At 72.9% G+C, this 16805-nt stretch carries 15 protein-coding genes and 1 riboswitch; of the genes, 1 reads left to right on the forward strand and 14 read right to left on the reverse strand.

Translation table 11 applies throughout. The annotated features are described in order from the left end of the window. Positions 1 to 283 precede the first annotated feature (283 nt). The 3 genes from aroQ to aroC are packed head-to-tail and all read right to left on the reverse strand — an operon-like array spanning position 284 to position 3530. Positions 284 to 724: a type II 3-dehydroquinate dehydratase gene (aroQ, locus tag ACQRUO_RS32865; RefSeq protein WP_428319788.1), complete on the reverse strand. Its 441-nt coding sequence runs from the start codon at positions 722 to 724 to the stop codon at positions 284 to 286. Next, positions 721 to 2349: a 3-dehydroquinate synthase gene (gene aroB / locus ACQRUO_RS32870; protein ID WP_428319789.1), complete on the reverse strand. Its 1629-nt coding sequence runs from the start codon at positions 2347 to 2349 to the stop codon at positions 721 to 723. Before aroB ends, aroQ begins: the two co-directional genes overlap by 4 nt. Further along, positions 2346 to 3530: a chorismate synthase gene (gene aroC / locus ACQRUO_RS32875; protein ID WP_428319790.1), complete on the reverse strand. Its 1185-nt coding sequence runs from the start codon at positions 3528 to 3530 to the stop codon at positions 2346 to 2348. Before aroC ends, aroB begins: the two co-directional genes overlap by 4 nt. A gap of 192 nt (positions 3531 to 3722) precedes the next feature. Further along, positions 3723 to 3788: riboswitch (guanidine-III (ykkC-III) riboswitch) on the forward strand. A gap of 17 nt (positions 3789 to 3805) precedes the next feature. Here aroC and ACQRUO_RS32880 point away from each other — a divergent pair. Next, positions 3806 to 4057 (forward strand): CBU_0592 family membrane protein, encoded by a 252-nt coding sequence (locus ACQRUO_RS32880; protein ID WP_428319791.1) that lies wholly within the window; start codon positions 3806 to 3808, stop codon positions 4055 to 4057. Between the two features lie 23 nt (positions 4058 to 4080). Here ACQRUO_RS32880 and ACQRUO_RS32885 read toward each other — a convergent pair whose 3' ends face one another. The 11 genes from ACQRUO_RS32885 to ACQRUO_RS32935 form a co-directional block, all read right to left on the reverse strand. Further along, positions 4081 to 4920, reverse strand: coding sequence for a shikimate dehydrogenase (locus ACQRUO_RS32885; protein ID WP_428319792.1), 840 nt, complete (start codon positions 4918 to 4920; stop codon positions 4081 to 4083). Positions 4921 to 4961: 41 nt separating this feature from the next. Beyond that, on the reverse strand, positions 4962 to 6905 hold the full coding sequence (gene mltG / locus ACQRUO_RS32890) for an endolytic transglycosylase MltG (protein ID WP_428319793.1): 1944 nt from the start codon (positions 6903 to 6905) through the stop codon (positions 4962 to 4964). Between the two features lie 139 nt (positions 6906 to 7044). Beyond that, entirely contained in the window at positions 7045 to 8316 is a 1272-nt protein-coding gene (gene mltG, locus ACQRUO_RS32895; RefSeq protein WP_428319794.1) for an endolytic transglycosylase MltG, read from the reverse strand. A 130-nt stretch (positions 8317 to 8446) separates the two neighbouring features. Then, positions 8447 to 8929, reverse strand: coding sequence for a Holliday junction resolvase RuvX (ruvX, locus tag ACQRUO_RS32900; protein WP_428319795.1), 483 nt, complete (start codon positions 8927 to 8929; stop codon positions 8447 to 8449). After that, a complete protein-coding gene (gene alaS, locus ACQRUO_RS32905; protein WP_428319796.1) occupies positions 8929 to 11598 on the reverse strand; it encodes an alanine--tRNA ligase in 2670 nt (889 codons plus the stop codon). Before alaS ends, ruvX begins: the two co-directional genes overlap by 1 nt. A 15-nt stretch (positions 11599 to 11613) precedes the next feature. Beyond that, positions 11614 to 12027, reverse strand: a complete 414-nt coding sequence (locus ACQRUO_RS32910; protein WP_428319797.1) for a DUF6167 family protein — start codon at positions 12025 to 12027, stop codon at positions 11614 to 11616. Positions 12028 to 12033: 6 nt separating this feature from the next. After that, on the reverse strand, positions 12034 to 12510 hold the full coding sequence (locus tag ACQRUO_RS32915; RefSeq protein WP_428319798.1) for a DUF948 domain-containing protein: 477 nt from the start codon (positions 12508 to 12510) through the stop codon (positions 12034 to 12036). 184 nt (positions 12511 to 12694) lie between these two features. Continuing rightward, complete coding sequence (gene rpsD, locus ACQRUO_RS32920) at positions 12695 to 13309, reverse strand: 30S ribosomal protein S4 (RefSeq protein WP_428319799.1); 615 nt, start codon at positions 13307 to 13309, stop codon at positions 12695 to 12697. A gap of 330 nt (positions 13310 to 13639) precedes the next feature. Then, positions 13640 to 14998 (reverse strand): replication-associated recombination protein A, encoded by a 1359-nt coding sequence (locus tag ACQRUO_RS32925; protein ID WP_428319800.1) that lies wholly within the window; start codon positions 14996 to 14998, stop codon positions 13640 to 13642. Positions 14999 to 15007: 9 nt separating this feature from the next. Then, positions 15008 to 15829 carry a polyphosphate kinase 2 gene (gene ppk2, locus ACQRUO_RS32930; protein WP_428319802.1) on the reverse strand — a complete coding sequence of 274 codons (822 nt, stop codon included), beginning with the start codon at positions 15827 to 15829 and terminating at the stop codon, positions 15008 to 15010. Between the two features lie 56 nt (positions 15830 to 15885). After that, positions 15886 to 16805 (reverse strand): phytoene desaturase family protein (locus tag ACQRUO_RS32935; protein ID WP_428319801.1); only part of this gene is annotated, 920 nt, incomplete at its 5' end.

Below are 16805 nucleotides of genomic sequence, written 5' to 3' on the forward strand. Positions count from 1 at the left end.
GGACGGCACGGGCGGCGGCACAGGAGCCGGAGCAGCGGCCGGGGCCGCCGGCGGCACGGAAGCCGGTGGCGGCGGCGACGCAGGGGCCGTGGCCGTGGCCGGCGGCGACGCGGGGGGCGGCGGCACGCTCTGGCTCGGCGGGACCGGTGGCGGCACCGCCGGGTGCGGGGGCACTCCCCCTGCGTACTGCTGCGACACGGACACACCTCCCGCCGGGGAGATTACACGGCGGCCCGCCGCGGAGCCCACTTCCACACGGCTCCTTGGCGGACCACCGCCGCGCTCACCTGGTGGTGAGCTGCTCCGCCAGGGCGCGCAGCGCCAACTCGTACGACCCCAGGCCGAACCCGGCGATGGTGCCGGAGGCGACCGAGGCGACCACCGAGTTGTGCCGGAACTCCTCGCGCGCGTACGGGTTGGAGATGTGCACCTCGATCAGCGGCGCGGTGCGCTGGGCCGCGGCGTCCCGCATCGCGTACGAGTAGTGCGTGAAGGCGGCGGGGTTGAGTACCACCGGCAGCTTGCCGTCGGCCGCCTCGTGCAGCCACTGGACCATCTGCAGCTCGGAGTTGGTCTCCCGGACCTCGACGTCCAGGCCCAGCTCGCGGCCGAGCGCGGTGCAGCGCTCGACCAGCCCCTGGTAGGAGGTGGCGCCGTAGACGTCCGGCTCGCGGCTGCCCAGCCGGCCGAGGTTGGGGCCGTTCAGCACCAGTACCCGGGTCATCCCGACACCTCCGCGTAGGCCGCGACCAGCAGCGAGGGGTCCGGGCCCTCCAGCACCGAGGTCTTCGCCAGCCCGTCCAGCACGATGAAGCGCAGCAGGTCGCCGCGCGACTTCTTGTCGATCTTCATGGCGTCCAGCAGCTTCGGCCAGGCGTCCGCGCGGTAGCTCAGCGGCAGGCCCACCGAGGCCAGCACGGTGCGGTGCCGGTCGGCCGTGGCGTCGTCCAACCGCCCGGCCAGCCGGCCGAGTTCGGCGGCGAACACCATGCCGACCGAGACCGCGGCACCGTGCCGCCACTTGTACCGCTCGTTGCGCTCGATCGCGTGGGCCAGCGTGTGGCCGTAGTTGAGGATCTCGCGCCGGCCCGACTCCTTGAGGTCGCCGGAGACCACGTCGGCCTTGACCTGGATCGCCCGCCGGATCAGCTCCACGGTGTGCGGCCCGGCCGGCGTCCTGGCGCCCTCCGGATCGGCCTCCACCAGGTCGAGGATCACCGGGTCGGCGATGAAGCCGCACTTGATCACCTCGGCCAGGCCGGAGACGTAGTCGTGCTTGGGCACGGTCTCCAGGGTGGCCAGGTCGGCCAGCACGCCCACCGGCGGGTGGAAGGCGCCGACCATGTTCTTGCCCTCGGCGATGTTGATGCCGGTCTTGCCGCCGACCGCCGCGTCCACCATGCCGAGCAGCGTGGTGGGCATCGAGACCCAGCGCACTCCGCGCAGCCAGGTGGCGGCGACGAAGCCGGCCAGGTCGGTGGTGGCCCCGCCGCCCAGGCCGACGATCACGTCGGACCGGGTGAAGCCGGTCTGGCCGAGCACCGACCAGCAGTACGCGGCCACCTCGGCGCTCTTGGCCTCCTCGGCGTTCGGCACCTGCAGCGCGATCGCCTCGTAGCCCTCGGCGGCCAGGTCCTCGCGGATCGCCTCGCCGGTGGCGGACAGCGCCTCCGGGTGGATGATCGCCACCCGGCGGGCCTGACCGCCGATCAGTCCGCTCAGCTCCCCGAGCAGTTGATGACCGATCAGCACGTCGTACGGCTCGTGGCCGGCCGAGCCGCCGACGTTGATGGTGACGGTGTCGTCGCTGCGCATGCTTCCTTCAGCTGTCGTCAGGTCCAGTGCTGCCAGTACCGCGTCCGCCACCTGCTCGGGGGTCAGGCCCTCGGTGGCGACCGCGGCGGCCGCCACCTCCAGGTAGAGCGGGCGGCGGCGCTCCATCAGCTCGCGCCACTGCTGGCGCGGGTTGACCGCGAGCAGCGGGCGCGGGGCGTCCAGCCCGACCCGCTTGACCGCGTCGTGCAGCGCCACTTCGAGGAAGGCCACCGGACGCCCGACCAGCAGCGCCCGGGTGGCGTCCGCCATCACGGCGCCGCCGCCGAGCGACAGCACTCCGGTGTGCTCGGCCAGCGCGGCGGCCACCGCCTGCGCCTCCAGCTCCCGGAAGTGCGGCTCGCCGTCCTCGACGAAGATGTCCGGGATCGGCTTGCCGGCCGTCTGCTCGATGTCGGCGTCGGTGTCCCGGAACCCGCAGCCCAGCCGCTCGGCGAGCAGTCGGCCGACCGTGCTCTTGCCGGCCCCGGGCGGGCCGACCAGGATCACCGACGGCCCGGCGGGCGACCCGCTCACCGCACCACCAGGTGGTCGAGGTAGCCCTGGACGTTGCGGCGGGTCTCGCTCACGTGGTCGCCACCGAACTTCTCGCTCACCGCGTCCGCGAGCACCAACGCCACCATCGCCTCGGCCACGATCCCGGCCGCCGGCACCGCACACACATCCGACCGCTGGTGATGCGCCCGCGCCTCCTCACCGGTACGCACATCGATCGTGCGCAGCGCCCGCGGCACGGTGGCGATCGGCTTCATCGCGGCCCGCACCCGCAGCAGTTCACCCGTGGACAGGCCGCCCTCGGTGCCGCCCGAGCGGCCCGACAGGCGCTGCACACCGTCCGGGCCGGGGGCGATCTCGTCGTGCGCCAGTGATCCGGGTACCCGGGCCAGCTCGAAGCCGTCGCCCACCTCGACACCCTTGATCGCCTGAATGCCCATCAGAGCCGCTGCCAGGCGGGCGTCCAGGCGCCGGTCCCAGTGCACGTGCGAGCCCAGCCCCACCGGCACCCCGTAGGCCAGCACCTCCACGACCCCGCCCAGCGTGTCACCGTCCTTGTGCGCCTGGTCGATCTCCTCGACCATCCGCCGCGACGCCTCCTCGTCCAGGCACCGCACCGGATCGGCATCCAGGCGCGCCTCGTCACCCGGCAGCGGCACCACCCCCGCCGGCGCCTTGGCCGCCCCCAACTCCACCACGTGCGACACGATCTCGATCCCGCACGTCTCCCGCAGGAACGCCCGCGCCACCTCACCCAACGCCACCCGCGCCGCGGTCTCCCGCGCACTGGCCCGCTCCAGGATCGGCCGCGCCTCCTCGATCGAGTACTTCTGCATCCCCGCCAGATCCGCATGCCCCGGCCGCGGCCGCGTCAACGCCTCATTGCGCGCCAGACCGGCCAGGACGTCCGGGTCCACCGGATCGGCCGACATCACCTGCTCCCACTTGGGCCACTCGGTGTTCCCGACCATGATCGCCACCGGGCTGCCCATGGTCTCGCCGTGCCGCACCCCACCGAGGAAGGTCACCTCGTCCTGCTCGAACTTCATCCGAGCACCCCGCCCGTACCCGAGCCGACGCCGGGCCAACGCCTCCGCAACCGCCCCGGTCGTCACCGGCACGCCCGCGGGCAACCCCTCCAGCGTGGCCACCAGGGCCGGCCCGTGCGACTCCCCCGCTGTGAGCCAGCGCAACGTACCCAACGGTGCTCCTTCATCGAACGGCAAGGCTTTGCCCTGATCCTTTCACGTCCGACCCCCGAAGAAGCCACAGGTCCGCAGACCGGACACCGTCGTCCCAGGTCGGGACGGGCGCGTCCGGGGCGCGGCGACGGCACGGATCGGCGGGCGGCGCCCGGTACCCGACGCCGCGCCGGGGAGATGGGGCACAATGGTGGTCGGTCGCGATCGCGCGGCCACCGGACGAGACGCGCCGTACCCGGTCCGACAAGACGACGCATCCCAGAGAGGGTGCCGTCATGGAACAGACCGTGCAGATCTTCGGCTCGATCCTCATCCTGATCCCGTTCGCGCTGGCGCAGTGGGGGCGTCTGAACGCGCGGGCGCGCAGTTACCTGCTGCTCAACCTCTGCGGCTCGACGATCCTGGCCGTCCAGGCCGGACTCACCGCCCAGTGGGGCTTCCTGCTGCTCGAGGGCGTCTGGGCGGTGGTCTCGCTGGCCGGGCTGGTCGCGGTACTGCGCGGCCGGGAGCCGCGCGGCGCGCACTGACCCCGCGCGGCGCGGCCCAGCCGTCAGTGTCCGGCCAGCGCCGCCTCGCCGGCCGCCCGCATCGCGGCCAGCGGGCCCGGGGTGATCCCGGTGAACCGTTCGAACTGCAGCACCGCCTGGTGCACCAGCAGGTCGAGCCCGCCGAGCACGGTGGCGCCGTGCTCGGCGCAGGCCGCCGCCAGCGGGGTCGGCCAGGGGTGGTAGAGCACGTCGAAGAGCGCGCCCGGGGTCGCGGTCAGCTGCCCGGCGAACGCGTCGGTGGCCCCCACCGGGGTGGTGGCCACGGTCAGCGGGCCGGCCAGCGCCTCGGCCCCGCGCGCCCAGTCGGCGGTGCGCACCGCGACCTGGAGCCGCTCGCCGAGCGCCTGCATCTCACGGGCCCGCTCGGGGCTGCGCACGTACACGGTGACCTCGGCGGCGCCCAGCCGGGCCAGCGCGGCCAGTGCCGAGGAGGCGGTGGCCCCGGCGCCCAGCACCGCGGCGCTCGGCACCTTCTCGATGCCGCGCTCGCGCAACGCCGCCACCAGGCCCGGCACGTCGGTGTTGTCGCCGGTGCGGCGGCCGTCGGCCTCGAAGACCAGGGTGTTGACCGCGTCCACCGCGAGCGCGGTCTCGCTCACCTCGTCCAGCAGCGGGATGATCGCCCGCTTCAGCGGCATGGTCAGCGAGCACCCGGCCCAGGCGCCCGGCTCCAGCCCGGCCACAAAGCCGGGCAGGCCCGCCTCGTCCACCTCGTACCGGCCGTACTCCCAGTCGGTCAGGCCGAGTTCGCGGTAGGCCGCGGTGTGCAGCACCGGCGAGAGCGAGTGCGCGATCGGCATGCCGAGGACGGCCGCGCGGTGCGGCCGGTGGTGCGTGGTCACGTGTGGTGGTCCTTCCCAACCACTGCCGGCCCCGGGTGGCGTCACGAGGCGTTGCAGGTGGCGTCCTTGTCGTCGAAGGTCTGGTTGTGCGCGGTGCAGTACGCCTTCACGTCGTTCTTGAAGTCGGCGAAGGTCACGTCGAACCGGGTGTCGGTCGGCGACACGGCCACGAAGTACACCCAGTCGCCCGGCGTCGGCGAGAGCACGGCCTGGATCGCCGCGTCGCCCGGGTTGGAGATCGGGGTCGGCGGCAGGCCCTTGTTCACGTAGGTGTTGTACGGGCTCTTGTCACCCTCGCGCTCGGCGGCGCTGAAGTTGTTGCGGCCGAGCGCGTACTGCAGCGTGGTGTCCAGCTGCAGCTTGCCCTGCGTGGCGCTGGGGTTGTTCAGGCGGTTGTAGAGGACCCGGGCGATCTTGCCGAAGTCGTTGTCGTTGTTGCCCTCGCGCTGCAGGATGCTGGCCTCGACGATCACCTGGTAGCCGTTCTGCAGGCCGATCTTCTGCGCGCCCGCGTCCAGGTTGAGGTCCTGGTAGTGCTGCACCGAGGCGGCGACCATCTGCTTGAGCAGGTCCACCGGCTGCATGCCCGGGGTGATCGAGTACTTCTGCGGGAAGAGGAAGCCCTCCGGGTTGCCCTGCGCGTAGGCGGGCAGGCCGAGGTTGTTCACCTGGGTCTTGGCCACGTTCGCGGTGCTGCCGGCCTGCAGCTTCAGCTTGCTGTCGATCATCGTGTAGATGTCGGCGGCCCGGGTGCCCTCGGGGATGATCAGCGCGTTGCCGCCGTTGGAGTCCACCAGCAGCTGCACGGCGGCCGCGCCCGACATCTCGTGGTGCAGCGTGTAGGTGCCGGGCTGGATGGTGTTGCCCTTGGGGTTCTTGCCGTAGGCGTTGACGAAGGCGCCGGTGCTCTTGACCACGTCGGCCGCGAGCAGGGTGTTGCCCATGTCGGTGCCGCTGGCGCCGTCGGCGATCGTGATGGTCACCGCGCCGCTGCCGTCGCCGGTGAAGTCCGCCGGCGGGCCGAAGGTCTTCTTGTAGAAGCCGTAGCCCCACCAGGCGGCGCCGCCCATCGCACCGACCAGGGCCAGCGCGACCACCAGGCAGGCACCGCTGTTGCGCAGGCCGGACTTCTTGCCCTTGGCCTTCCGCTTGGCCTGGGCCTCCTCGCTGGTGTCCTCCTCGCCCAGGAAGGACTGGTGCTGCTCGCCCTCCGCGGCGTACTCGTCCTCGGGGTGCTCGCCTTCGGCGTACTCCTCGTCGGTGTACTCCTCGGTGTACTCCTCCTCGGTGTACACCTCGCCGTCGGCGAACTGCTCGTCGGCGTACGGCTCCGCGGTGCCCGACTCGGCGGCGTCCAGGGCGGCGGCCTCGGCCTCCCAGTCGATGCCGTCCGGGCCGGGGCCGGCCGGGCGGCGCCGGGCGGGGGCCGGGGCGGGGGCGGCCTGCTGCTGCGGGATCGGCGCCGCGACCGGCTGCTGCTGCGGGATGGGGCGGCCGAACTGCTGCTGGGGGAAGCCCTGCTGGGGCATGGCCTGCTGGGGCATGGCCTGTTGGGGCACGGCCTGCTGCGGCATCGCCTGTTGGGGCATGGACTGCTGCTGCGGGAAGGCGCCCTGCTGGGGCATCCCCTGCTGCTGCGGGAAGGCGCCCTGCTGCGGGTAGCCGGGCTGGGGGGCGTAGCCGGTCTGCTGCTGGTAGCCGCCCTGCGGCGGGTACGGCTGGTAGCCGCCGGGCGGCTGCGGACCGGGCTGCGGCTGGGGCTGCGGTTGCTGCTGCCACTGCTGCTGGTACGGGTCCGCCGGGACGTAGCCCTGCTGCTGCCGGAGGTACTGCTCCTGCGCCTGCGCCGGGTACTGACCCGTGGCGTAGGGATCCTGCGGGACGTAGTCCGGTCCGCCCGGGGCCGCCTGCTGCGGCTGCTCACCGTAGCCGGGCTCGGCGGGGTGCCACGGCTGGGAGCCGTAGCCCCGACCCAGATCAGTCATCGAATCCCTTTGGCCGACGGAGACGGACGGAGAACGGACCGGCCGTCCGGGACGGCGTCCCGGCAACATCTCGAATTGGCGTGCTAGCGCAGCGCCTGGGGGGAGACGTTACCGTACCGCACGGTACCGCTCCGGATGGTCAATGAGCGCCCGATCCGGTCGCCGACCCCGCCGACGGTGTGTCCGAAGACCCCGGCGAGGCACCGTGTTTGGCCTGGTAGGCGTTGAAGTCGTCGACGTTCTTGCGGTGCTGTTGCTCACTGTCGGTGAACCTTGTGTCGCCAGGGCGTACTGTCACAAAATAGATCCAATCCCCCGGAGCCGGTTCGAGTGCGGCATGTAGGGCATCCTGACCCGGGTTGTCGATCGGGGTGGGCGGCAGGCCCGGCGCGCGGTAGGTGTTGAAGGGCGAGTCCAGTTGGGTGTCGGTCGCGGTGGTGTTCAGGGTGGTGCGCCCCAGCGCGTAGTTGATGGTGGAGTCCAGTTGGAGCGGCATCGAGCGGGCCAGCCGGTTGTAGATCACCCGGGCCACCTTCGCCATGTCGTCCGGGTTGTCCGACTCCGCCTGGACCAGGCTGGCCACCACCAGCGCCTGGTAGGACGTCAGCCCGCCGACCACCGGGTGGGCCAGCCCGTCGGCGGTGTACTCGCGGGTGCCGCGCTGCACCATCTCCTGGAGCAGGCCGAGCGCGGTGGTGTCCTTGGTCACGGTGTAGGTGGAGGGGTAGAAGAGCCCCTCGGGGTGGCCGCCCGCGAAGTCCGGCAGGTCGAGGTCGGCCAGGTGCTGGTTCGCGGTCTGCTCGGCGGTGCCGGCCGGCAGCCCGAGCCGCTGGTCGACGGCCTGGTAGACCTGGCTGGCCCGGCGGCCCTCGGGGATGGTCAGCGCGTTGGCGTTGGCCGGGTTGTCCAGCACCGCCAGGGCGGCGTCCGCCGACATGTGGTGGCGCAGCGCGTAGCTGCCCGGCTGGATCCGCTTGCCGCCCCCGGTCCCGGTGCCGTCGTCGGAGGCGGCGGCCACGAAGGCCGCGATGCTGGCCACCACGTCGTTCTGCTGCAGCAGCCGGCCGATCTGGGTGAGGGTGGCGCCCTGCGGCACCGAGAGCTGGACCACCGTGCCGCGCCCGGTGCCGGCGTAGTCGGCGGGCAGCCGGGGCACGGTCCGGCTGAGCAGCGCGTGCCCGGCCACCAGTACGCCCCCCGCCAGCAGCGCGAGCAGCAGGACGGTGATCCCGCACGCCAGTCCGGTCCGGCCGGTCCTGGGTTCGGGCGGCTCGGGGGGCTCGGTCGACGGCGCGCGCCCCTCGGTCGCATCGACCGCCGGTGACCACTCCGAGCGTGGCGCCGGTTGCGGCTCGGGCGTCGGGGCCCCGAGGTGTCCCGGGGTCAGACCCGGCAGCTCATCCTGGTCCATCGCGTCCGCCCCTGGTGTCGGCGATTCCCCGGTTGGCGCCCCAGTCGAGCGTGGGGCCCGGTCAAGACGACGGGGCCCGTCCGGACGCGTCCGGACGGGCCCCTCGGGGAAAAACGTTACGACCGACTGATCAGCTGATCGGTGCGACACTCTCGCCGGGCGGGCGACCACTCACCCGTTCGGTCTCCAGCGCGGCCTGCAGGATCACCACGGCGGCGGCCTGGTCGATCGCCGAGCGGCCCTTCTTGGCCTTCACCCCGGAGGCCCGCATGCCCTGGGCCGCGGTGACCGTGGTCATCCGCTCGTCCACCAGTCGGACCGGCACCGGGGCGAGCAGCGCGGCCAGCCGGCCCGCGTAACCGCGGACCTTGGCCGCCGCCGGGCCCTCCTTGCCGCTGAGCGAGCGCGGCAGGCCGACCACCACCTCGATCGCGTCGTACTCCTCGACGATCGCCTTGAGCCGGGCCTGGGAGCGGCCCCCGGCGGGGACCGTCTCCACGGGCGTGGCGATCAGCCCGTCGGGGTCGCAGGACGCGACCCCGATCCGGGCGTCACCGACGTCCACGGCGATCCGCCGGCCCCGGCGCCAGGGCGCCCGCTCCTGCTCCTCCATCAGGCGGCGCGCTCCGCGACCAGGGCGCGCACGGCCTCGATCGCCTCGCCGACCGCGGCCGGGTTGCTGCCGCCGCCCTGGGCCACGTCGTCCTTGCCGCCGCCACCGCCGCCGAGGGTCTTGGCGGCGGTGCGGACCAGCTCACCGGCCTTGACGCCACGGGCCCGGGCGTCCTCGTTGGTGGCGATGACGGTGAGCGGACGGTCGTTCACCACGGTGAAGGCGGCCACCACGGCCGGGCGCGAGCCCAGGCGGGCCCGCACGTCCAGGACCAGCTTGCGCAGCTCGTCGGCGCCGGTGCCGTCGGCCACCCGGGCGGCGACCAGCGCCACCCCGCGCACGTCCTCGGCGCCCTCGGCCAGCCCCGCGGCGGCGGCCAGCACCTTCTCCGCCCGGAACTTCTCGATCTCCTTCTCGGCGTCCTTGAGCTTGGCGAGCATCCCGGAGATCTTCTCCGGCAGCTCCTCCGGACGGCCCTTGACCAGGTCGGTCAGCTGGGCCACCACGGTGTGCTCGCGGGCCAGGAACTTGTAGGCGTCGACGCCGACCAGCGCCTCCACCCGGCGCACCCCGGAGCCGATCGAGGACTCGCCGAGCAGCTTCACCAGACCCAGCTGGGCGGTGTTGCCGACGTGGGTGCCACCGCACAGCTCCTTGGAGAAGTCGCCGATGGTCACCACCCGGACCGAGTCGCCGTACTTCTCGCCGAACATCGCGATGGCGCCCTGCTTGCGCGCCTCGTCCATGGTCATCACCTCGGCGGTGACGTCCAGTTCGCGGGTCAGCACCTCGTTGATCTTCTGCTCGACGTCGGTCAGCACGCTGCCGGGAACGGCGGCCGGCGAGCCGAAGTCGAAGCGGAAGCGGCCCGGGGCGTTCTCCGAACCGGCCTGGGCCGCGGTGGGGCCGAGCGCGTCGCGCAGCGCCTGGTGGGTTAGGTGGGTGGCGGAGTGCGCCCGGGAGACCGCGCGGCGCCGGTCGATGTCGATCGTCGCGTACGCGGAGGCACCGAGCACCACCTCGCCGAAGAGCACGCCGCCGGAGTGCACGAAGACACCGGGCACCGGCTGCTGCACGTCGCGGATCTCCACCACGGCACCGGAGTCCAGCCGGATCCGGCCGTGGTCGGCGAGCTGGCCGCCGCCCTCGGCGTAGAACGGGGTGCGGTCGAGGATGATCTCGACCTCGTCGCCCTCGGTGGCGGCCGGCGCCGGCGCGCCGTCCACCAGCAGGCCGACCACGGTGGCCTCGCCCTCGGTGGCGGTGTAGCCGGTGAAGACGCTGGCGCCGGACCGGTCGGCCACCTCGCGGTAGGCCGCCACGTCCGCGTGGCCCATCTTCTTGGCCTTGGCGTCCGCCTTGGCCCGGTCGCGCTGCTCCTGCATCAGGCGGCGGAAGCCGGCCTCGTCGACCTGCAGGCCCTGCTCCTCGGCCATCTCCAGGGTCAGGTCGATCGGGAAGCCGTAGGTGTCGTGCAGCTTGAACGCCTGCTCACCGGAGAGGGCGGCGTGGCCGGCCTGCTTGGTCTCGGTGACCGCGGCGTCCAGCAGCTGGGTGCCGCTGCGCAGGGTCTGCAGGAAGGCGGTCTCCTCGGCGACGGCGACCGTGTCGATCCGCTTGTGGTCCGCCTCCAGGTCCGGGTACTGCGGGGACATCGCCTTGATGGTGGTGTCCACCAGCTCCCGGGCCACCGGCTCGGTGGCGCCCAGCAGCCGCATGTTGCGGATGGCGCGGCGCAGGATACGGCGCAGCACGTAGCCGCGGCCCTCGTTGCCGGGGGTGACGCCGTCGCCGATCAGCATGACGGCGGTGCGGATGTGGTCGGTGACCACGCGCAGCGAGACGTCCGACTTGTGGTCGGCGCCGTAGGTGTGGCCGGTCAGCTCGGCGGCGCGGTCGAGGATCATACGGCTGGTGTCGATCTCGAAGAGGTTGTCGACGCCCTGCAGGATCGCCGCCAGCCGCTCCAGGCCCAGACCGGTGTCGATGTTCTTGCTCGGCAGGTCGCCGAGGATCTCGAAGCCGTCCTTGCCGTCGCCGTGGCCGCGCTCGTACTGCATGAAGACCAGGTTCCAGATCTCCAGGTAGCGCTCGCCGTTGACCGCCGGGCCGCCCTCCTCGCCGTAGGCGGGGCCGCGGTCGTAGTTGATCTCCGAGCAGGGGCCGCACGGGCCGGGCACGCCCATCGACCAGAAGTTGTCCTTCATGCCCAGGCGCTGGATCCGCTCCGAGGGCACGCCGATGACCTCGCGCCAGATCTGCTCGGCCTCGTCGTCGTCCTGGTAGACGGTGATCCAGAGCTTCTCGGGCTCCAGGCCGTAACCGCCGTCCGCGACGGGCGTGGTGAGCAGCTCCCACGCGAACTTGATGGCGCCTTCCTTGAAGTAGTCGCCGAAGGAGAAGTTGCCGCACATCTGGAAGAACGAGCCGTGCCGGGTGGTCTTGCCGACCTCCTCGATGTCCAGCGTGCGCACGCACTTCTGGACGCTGGTGGCCCGGCTGAACTGCGGCTTGGTCTCGCCCAGGAAGTACGGCTTGAACGGCACCATGCCGGCGTTGACCAGCAGCAGGGTGGGGTCGTCGGCGACCAGGGACGCCGAGGGAACGACGGTGTGGCCGCGCTCCTCGAAGAAGCGCAGCCAGCGGCGGCGGATCTCTGCCGACTCCATGAGTGGTCCTTCCGGTTAAGAGTGCTTGTCCCGGCGCTGTTCGAGCTGACGGGGCGTTGACGCGATGACGTGGGGGGTGGTGGTGCGCGACGGGGGCAGGGCGACGACCGGGGGTCTCCCCGGTGCCGCCTCGATAGCTCGGCCGGTCAGCGTGCGCGGCGCGCCCGCGATCGGGCGGCGGGTCGGCGGGTCGACGACCGCGGTGCCGTCCAGCCCGAGGTCGGACCGCAGCTGCTCCTCCCGCTCGGCCATCCCGGCCCGCACGTCGAGCGCGAACTGCCGGGCCGCGTCGCCCAGTTGGAGCGCGCCGCGGACGGCGCCGGCGGACAGGCTGTCCGGCGTGAGCCGGCGGGTGGCCTCGTTCGCCTTGTTCATGGCCCAGACGGCGGCGCCGGCGCCGACCGTCATCCAGAAGATGCGTCGTACCACGGTGCATCAGCCCTTCACGGCGCGCCGGAGCCGGGACAGCAGCCCGCCCCGGGGAGCGGTGGCGGCCCGCACCTCGGCGCGGATCAGCTGGGCCAGCGCCTCGCGCTCGCTGCTCTGCTGAGGGAAGGTCAGGGTGCCCTGCTGGCGGTTGACGGCCTTGCGCACGCCGTAGCTGAAGGCGGCGAGCTTGACCAGCGGGCCACCCAGGGTGGCCGCGACGGTGGAGGAGAGGGCGTTGGCGTTGGCGGCGGCGTCCTGCACGTTGGCGGTGATGTCGTCGACCCGCTCCAGCTGCTGGTGCGCGCTGCGCACCGCGGCACTGGCGTCGGACAGCAGCGGGACCGCCTGCTCGGTGACGGCCGAGACCAGCACGGTGGCCTCCCGCAGCACCTTGGACAGCCGCACCAGCACCACCGCGAGCAGGGTGACCAGGACGACCCAGCCCACCGCGACCAGCAGGCCGGCCAGCTCTCCGACGGACACCCGCGTGCTCCCTTCACTCCTCAGAGTGGCACCCTATCGCGCCGCGGGCCCGGTTCCCGACCGGATAACCGCTGGCGGCGCGGCCTGCGGCGCCGATCGGGGCCGGACCGCGGCCGAAACGGGCGGAGCCCCCGCAGCCCGAAGGCTGCGGGGGCTCCGCCGAGGTACCGGAGTACCCGATGGGTCAGCGCGAGTAGTACTCGACGACCAGCTGCTCGTCGCAGACCACGGGGACCTCGCGACGCTGCGGCTCACGGTCCAGGCGGAAGGCCAGGGCCTTGAGGTTGACCTCGAGGTACTTCGGGGTCTGGCCCTCACCAGCGTTGCCACCCTCACGGGCGACCTGGAAGGGGACCTTCTCCTTCGACTTCTCCTTGATGGTCACCACGTAGCCGGGCTTCATCTGGAACGAAGGCTTGTTGACCTTGCCACCGTTGACCTCGACGTGGCCGTGGACGACCATCTGACGGGCCTGGTAGATGGTGCGGGCGATGCCCGAACGCAGCACCAGGGCGTCGAGACGGGTCTCGAGCTGCGCGATGAGGGCCTCACCGGTCTTGCCGGAGACCTTCTTCGCACGGTCGAACGCGCGCGCCATCTGCTTCTCGCTCAGGTCGTACTGAGCGCGCAGACGCTGCTTCTCGACCAGACGGACCTTGTAGTCCGAGTTCTGCTTGCGACCACGGCCGTGCTGGCCGGGCGGGTACGGGCGGGCCTCGAAGTACTTGACGGACTTCGGGGTCAGCGGAACGCCCAGGGCACGAGCGATCTTGACCTTGGGACGCTTCTGGTTCGCCATGGAACCATTACCTCTTTCAGTTGCGAATACGGCTGCACCAGGTGTTGACGGAGGTCGCTCCTCGCGGTCCGGAGAAAACCACCCGGGGGTGATCAGCCGCTCTCCGTGGCCGGGCACGAGACGTGCATGCACACGCGCGGCCCACCGCCGTCGCCGGTGGTGGGCTGCCCGCGACACCGAATGAACGGTGCGCGACGCTCCTGGCGACCCCGAGGGGTCGCGGGCCGTTGTCCCGCTGGTGCGGCCGGTCGGCGTCGCCGCCGCCGAGCCCGGGACAGGGCACTTCGGCCGAGTATACCGGCTGCTCGGGCGCCCTTCCGCCGGGCCCGGTCAGTCGCCCTTGTCGCCCCGCAGTCGGGCCCTGGTCCACTCCACGATGTCCGCGTACCGGGCCTCGCCGCCGTGCCGGGTCGGCTGGTAGTAGGCCTTGCCGTGCACGGTGTCCGGGGCGTACTGCTGGGCGGCGATGCCGCCGGGCAGATCGTGCGGGTACCGGTAGCCCTGGGCGTGGCCGAGCTTGGCCGCGCCCTTGTAGTGGCCGTCGCGCAGGTGCGGCGGGACCGGGCCGGCCAGGCCCGCCCGGACGTCGGCCAGCGCGGCGTCGATCGCCAGGTAGGCGGCGTTCGACTTGGGGGCCAGGGCCAGCGCGATGGCCGCCTGGGAGAGGATGATCCGGGCCTCCGGGAAACCGATCAGCGCCACCGCCTGGGCCGCGGCCACCGCGGTGGGCAGCGCGGTCGGGTCGGCCAGGCCGATGTCCTCGCTGGCCGAGATCATCAGCCGGCGGGCGATGAACCGCGGGTCCTCCCCCGCCTCGATCATCCGGGCCAGGTAGTGCAGGGTGGCGTCCACGTCGCTGCCGCGGATCGACTTGATCAGCGCGCTGGCCACGTCGTAGTGCTGGTCGCCGTCCTTGTCGTAGCGCACCGCGGCCTGGTCGACGGCGGTCTCGGTGATCGCCAGGGTGATCTCCGGCTCGCCCTGCTCCAGCGCCGCCCCGGCGGCCGCCTCCAGCGTGGTCAGGGCCCGCCGGGCGTCCCCGCCGGCCAGCCGGACCAGGTGGTCCTCGGCCTCCTGCCCGAGCAGCACGCTGCCGGCCAGGCCGCGCTCGTCGGCCACCGCGCGGCGCAGCAGCAGCCGGACGTCCTCGTCGGTGAGCGACTCCAGGGTGAGCAGCAGCGAGCGGGAGAGCAGCGGGGAGATCACCGAGAAGTAGGGGTTCTCGGTGGTGGCGGCGATCAGGGTCACCCAGCGGTTCTCCACGGCGGGCAGCAGCGAGTCCTGCTGGGCCTTGGAGAAGCGGTGGATCTCGTCGAGGAAGAGCACCGTCTCCTGCCCGCTCATCGCCACCGCGCGCCGGGCCCCCTCGATCACCGCGCGCACCTCCTTGACCCCGGCGGTGATCGCGGACAGCTCGACGAAGCGGCCCTCGACCGCGTGGCTGATCACCTGGGCCAGGGTGGTCTTGCCGGTGCCGGGCGGACCCCAGAGGATCACCGAGCTGGTCGCCGCCGGGCCCTTGGTGCTGCCGACCAGGCGGCGCAGCGGGGAGCCGTCGGCGAGCAGCCGGCGCTGGCCCGCCACCTCGTCCAGGGTGCGCGGACGCATCCGCACGGCGAGCGGGGCCCGGCCCGGCTCGCGGGCCTGGCGCTGCTCGGCGGCGACGGTGAAGAGGTCCGGTTCGTCCACCCCACCACCCTAGGCGAGGGATCGGACAGGCCCGCCGCTCCCGTTCTTCCGTTCCACCGCACCGGCGTGGTCGGGGACGTACCGCTGCAGGTCGCGCGGCGGGCGCTGGTAGCCCTTGGAGGGCGGGCGGGGCGGCAGCGAGACCGGCGGCACGGTGACGTCGCGGTAGGGCAGGGTGGAGAGCAGGTGGGCGATCATGTTGATCCGGGCCCGCCGCTTGTCGTCGCTGTCCACCACGTGCCAGGGCGAGTCGGGGACGTCGGTATGGACGAACATCTCGTCCTTGGCCTGCGAGTACTCCTCCCAGCGGCTGATCGACTCGGTGTCCATCGGGGAGAGCTTCCAGCGCCGCATCGGGTCGGCCAGCCGGGCCCGGAAGCGGCGCTCCTGCTCGACGTCGCTCACCGAGAACCAGTACTTGCGCAGCTCGATGCCGGCCTCGATCAGCATCCGCTCGAAGATCGGGCACTGGTGCAGGAACTGCCGGTACTCCTGGTCGGTGCAGAAGCCCATCACCTTCTCCACCCCGGCGCGGTTGTACCAACTGCGGTCGAGGAGCACGATCTCACCGGCCGCGGGCAGCTGCTCGACGTAGCGCTGGAAGTACCACTGGCCGCGCTGGCGCTCGGTCGGGGCGGGCAGCGCGACGATCCGCGCCACCCGGGGGTTGAGGTACTCGGTGACCCGTTTGATCGCCCCGCCCTTGCCGGCCGCGTCCCGTCCCTCGAAGACCACCACCAGCCGGACGCCCTCGGCCCGTACCCAGGACTGGAGCTTGACCAGCTCGTTCTGCAGACGGAGCAGTTCCTGTTCGTAGAGGACCTTCTTCATCCGCACGGTGGCGCCTCCCGAGAGTTGACCGCAGTTCACATCACGTTCAGGTCACGTTAAGTCCGCCGCCGCCCCTCCGCAGCTCGCAGCGCGGCCCGCGCGGCGTGGTACCCGCACATGCCGTGCACCCCGGCCCCCGGCGGGGTGGCCGCCGAACAGAGGTAGACGCCCGGGATCCCGGTCCAGTAGGGGTCGACCGCGAGCAGCGGACGGGCCAGCAGCTGGCGCGGGGTGTTCGCGCCGCCGACGATGTCGCCGCCCACCAGGTTCGCGTTCGCCGCGGCCAGCTCCGCGGTGGACCGGCTGCGCAGCGCCACGATCCGCTCCCGGGCTCCAGGGGCGAAACGCTCCAGCTGGCGCAGCACCGCCTCGGTGGCGTCGCCGGGGTAGCCGGCGGGCACGTGCGCGTAGGCCCAGACCGGGTGCAGCCCGCCGCGCGAGCGCCCGGGGTCGGCCAGGTACTGCTGCCCGACCAGCACGAACGGGTGCTCCGGCAGCCGCCCCCGCGCCACCTCCCGCTCGGCCAGCGCCACCTGCTCCAGGGTGCCGCCCAGGTGCACGGTGCCGGCCCGGGCGCAGACCGGGTCCCGCCACGGCAGGTGGCCCTCGACGGCCAGGTCGACCTTGAACGCCGCCGGCCCGTGCCGGTAGCGCGCGTACGCGCGGCGCACCCGGGGCGGCAGCCGGTCACCGGCGAGCTCGGCCGCGGCCCCGGGCATCAGGTCCAGCAGCACCAGCTCGGCCGGCGGCAGCTCGGCCAGCGAGTGCACCCGCACCCCGGTCTCGACGGTGCCGCCGCGCTCGGCGAGCACCGCGGCCAGCGCCGCGGTCACCCGTCCGGTGCCGCCGACCGCCACCGGCCAGCCGTGCCGGTGGGCGGCGGCGATCAGCAGCAGGCCGATGGCGGCGCCGGCCGGCGGGGCCTCCAGCGGGTGGAAGGCGTGCGCGGCGGCCCCGGCGAGCAGCGCCCGGGCCG

The sequence above is a fragment of the Kitasatospora sp. LaBMicrA B282 genome (genome assembly GCF_050325825.1).
GTDB lineage: Bacteria > Actinomycetota > Actinomycetes > Streptomycetales > Streptomycetaceae > Kitasatospora.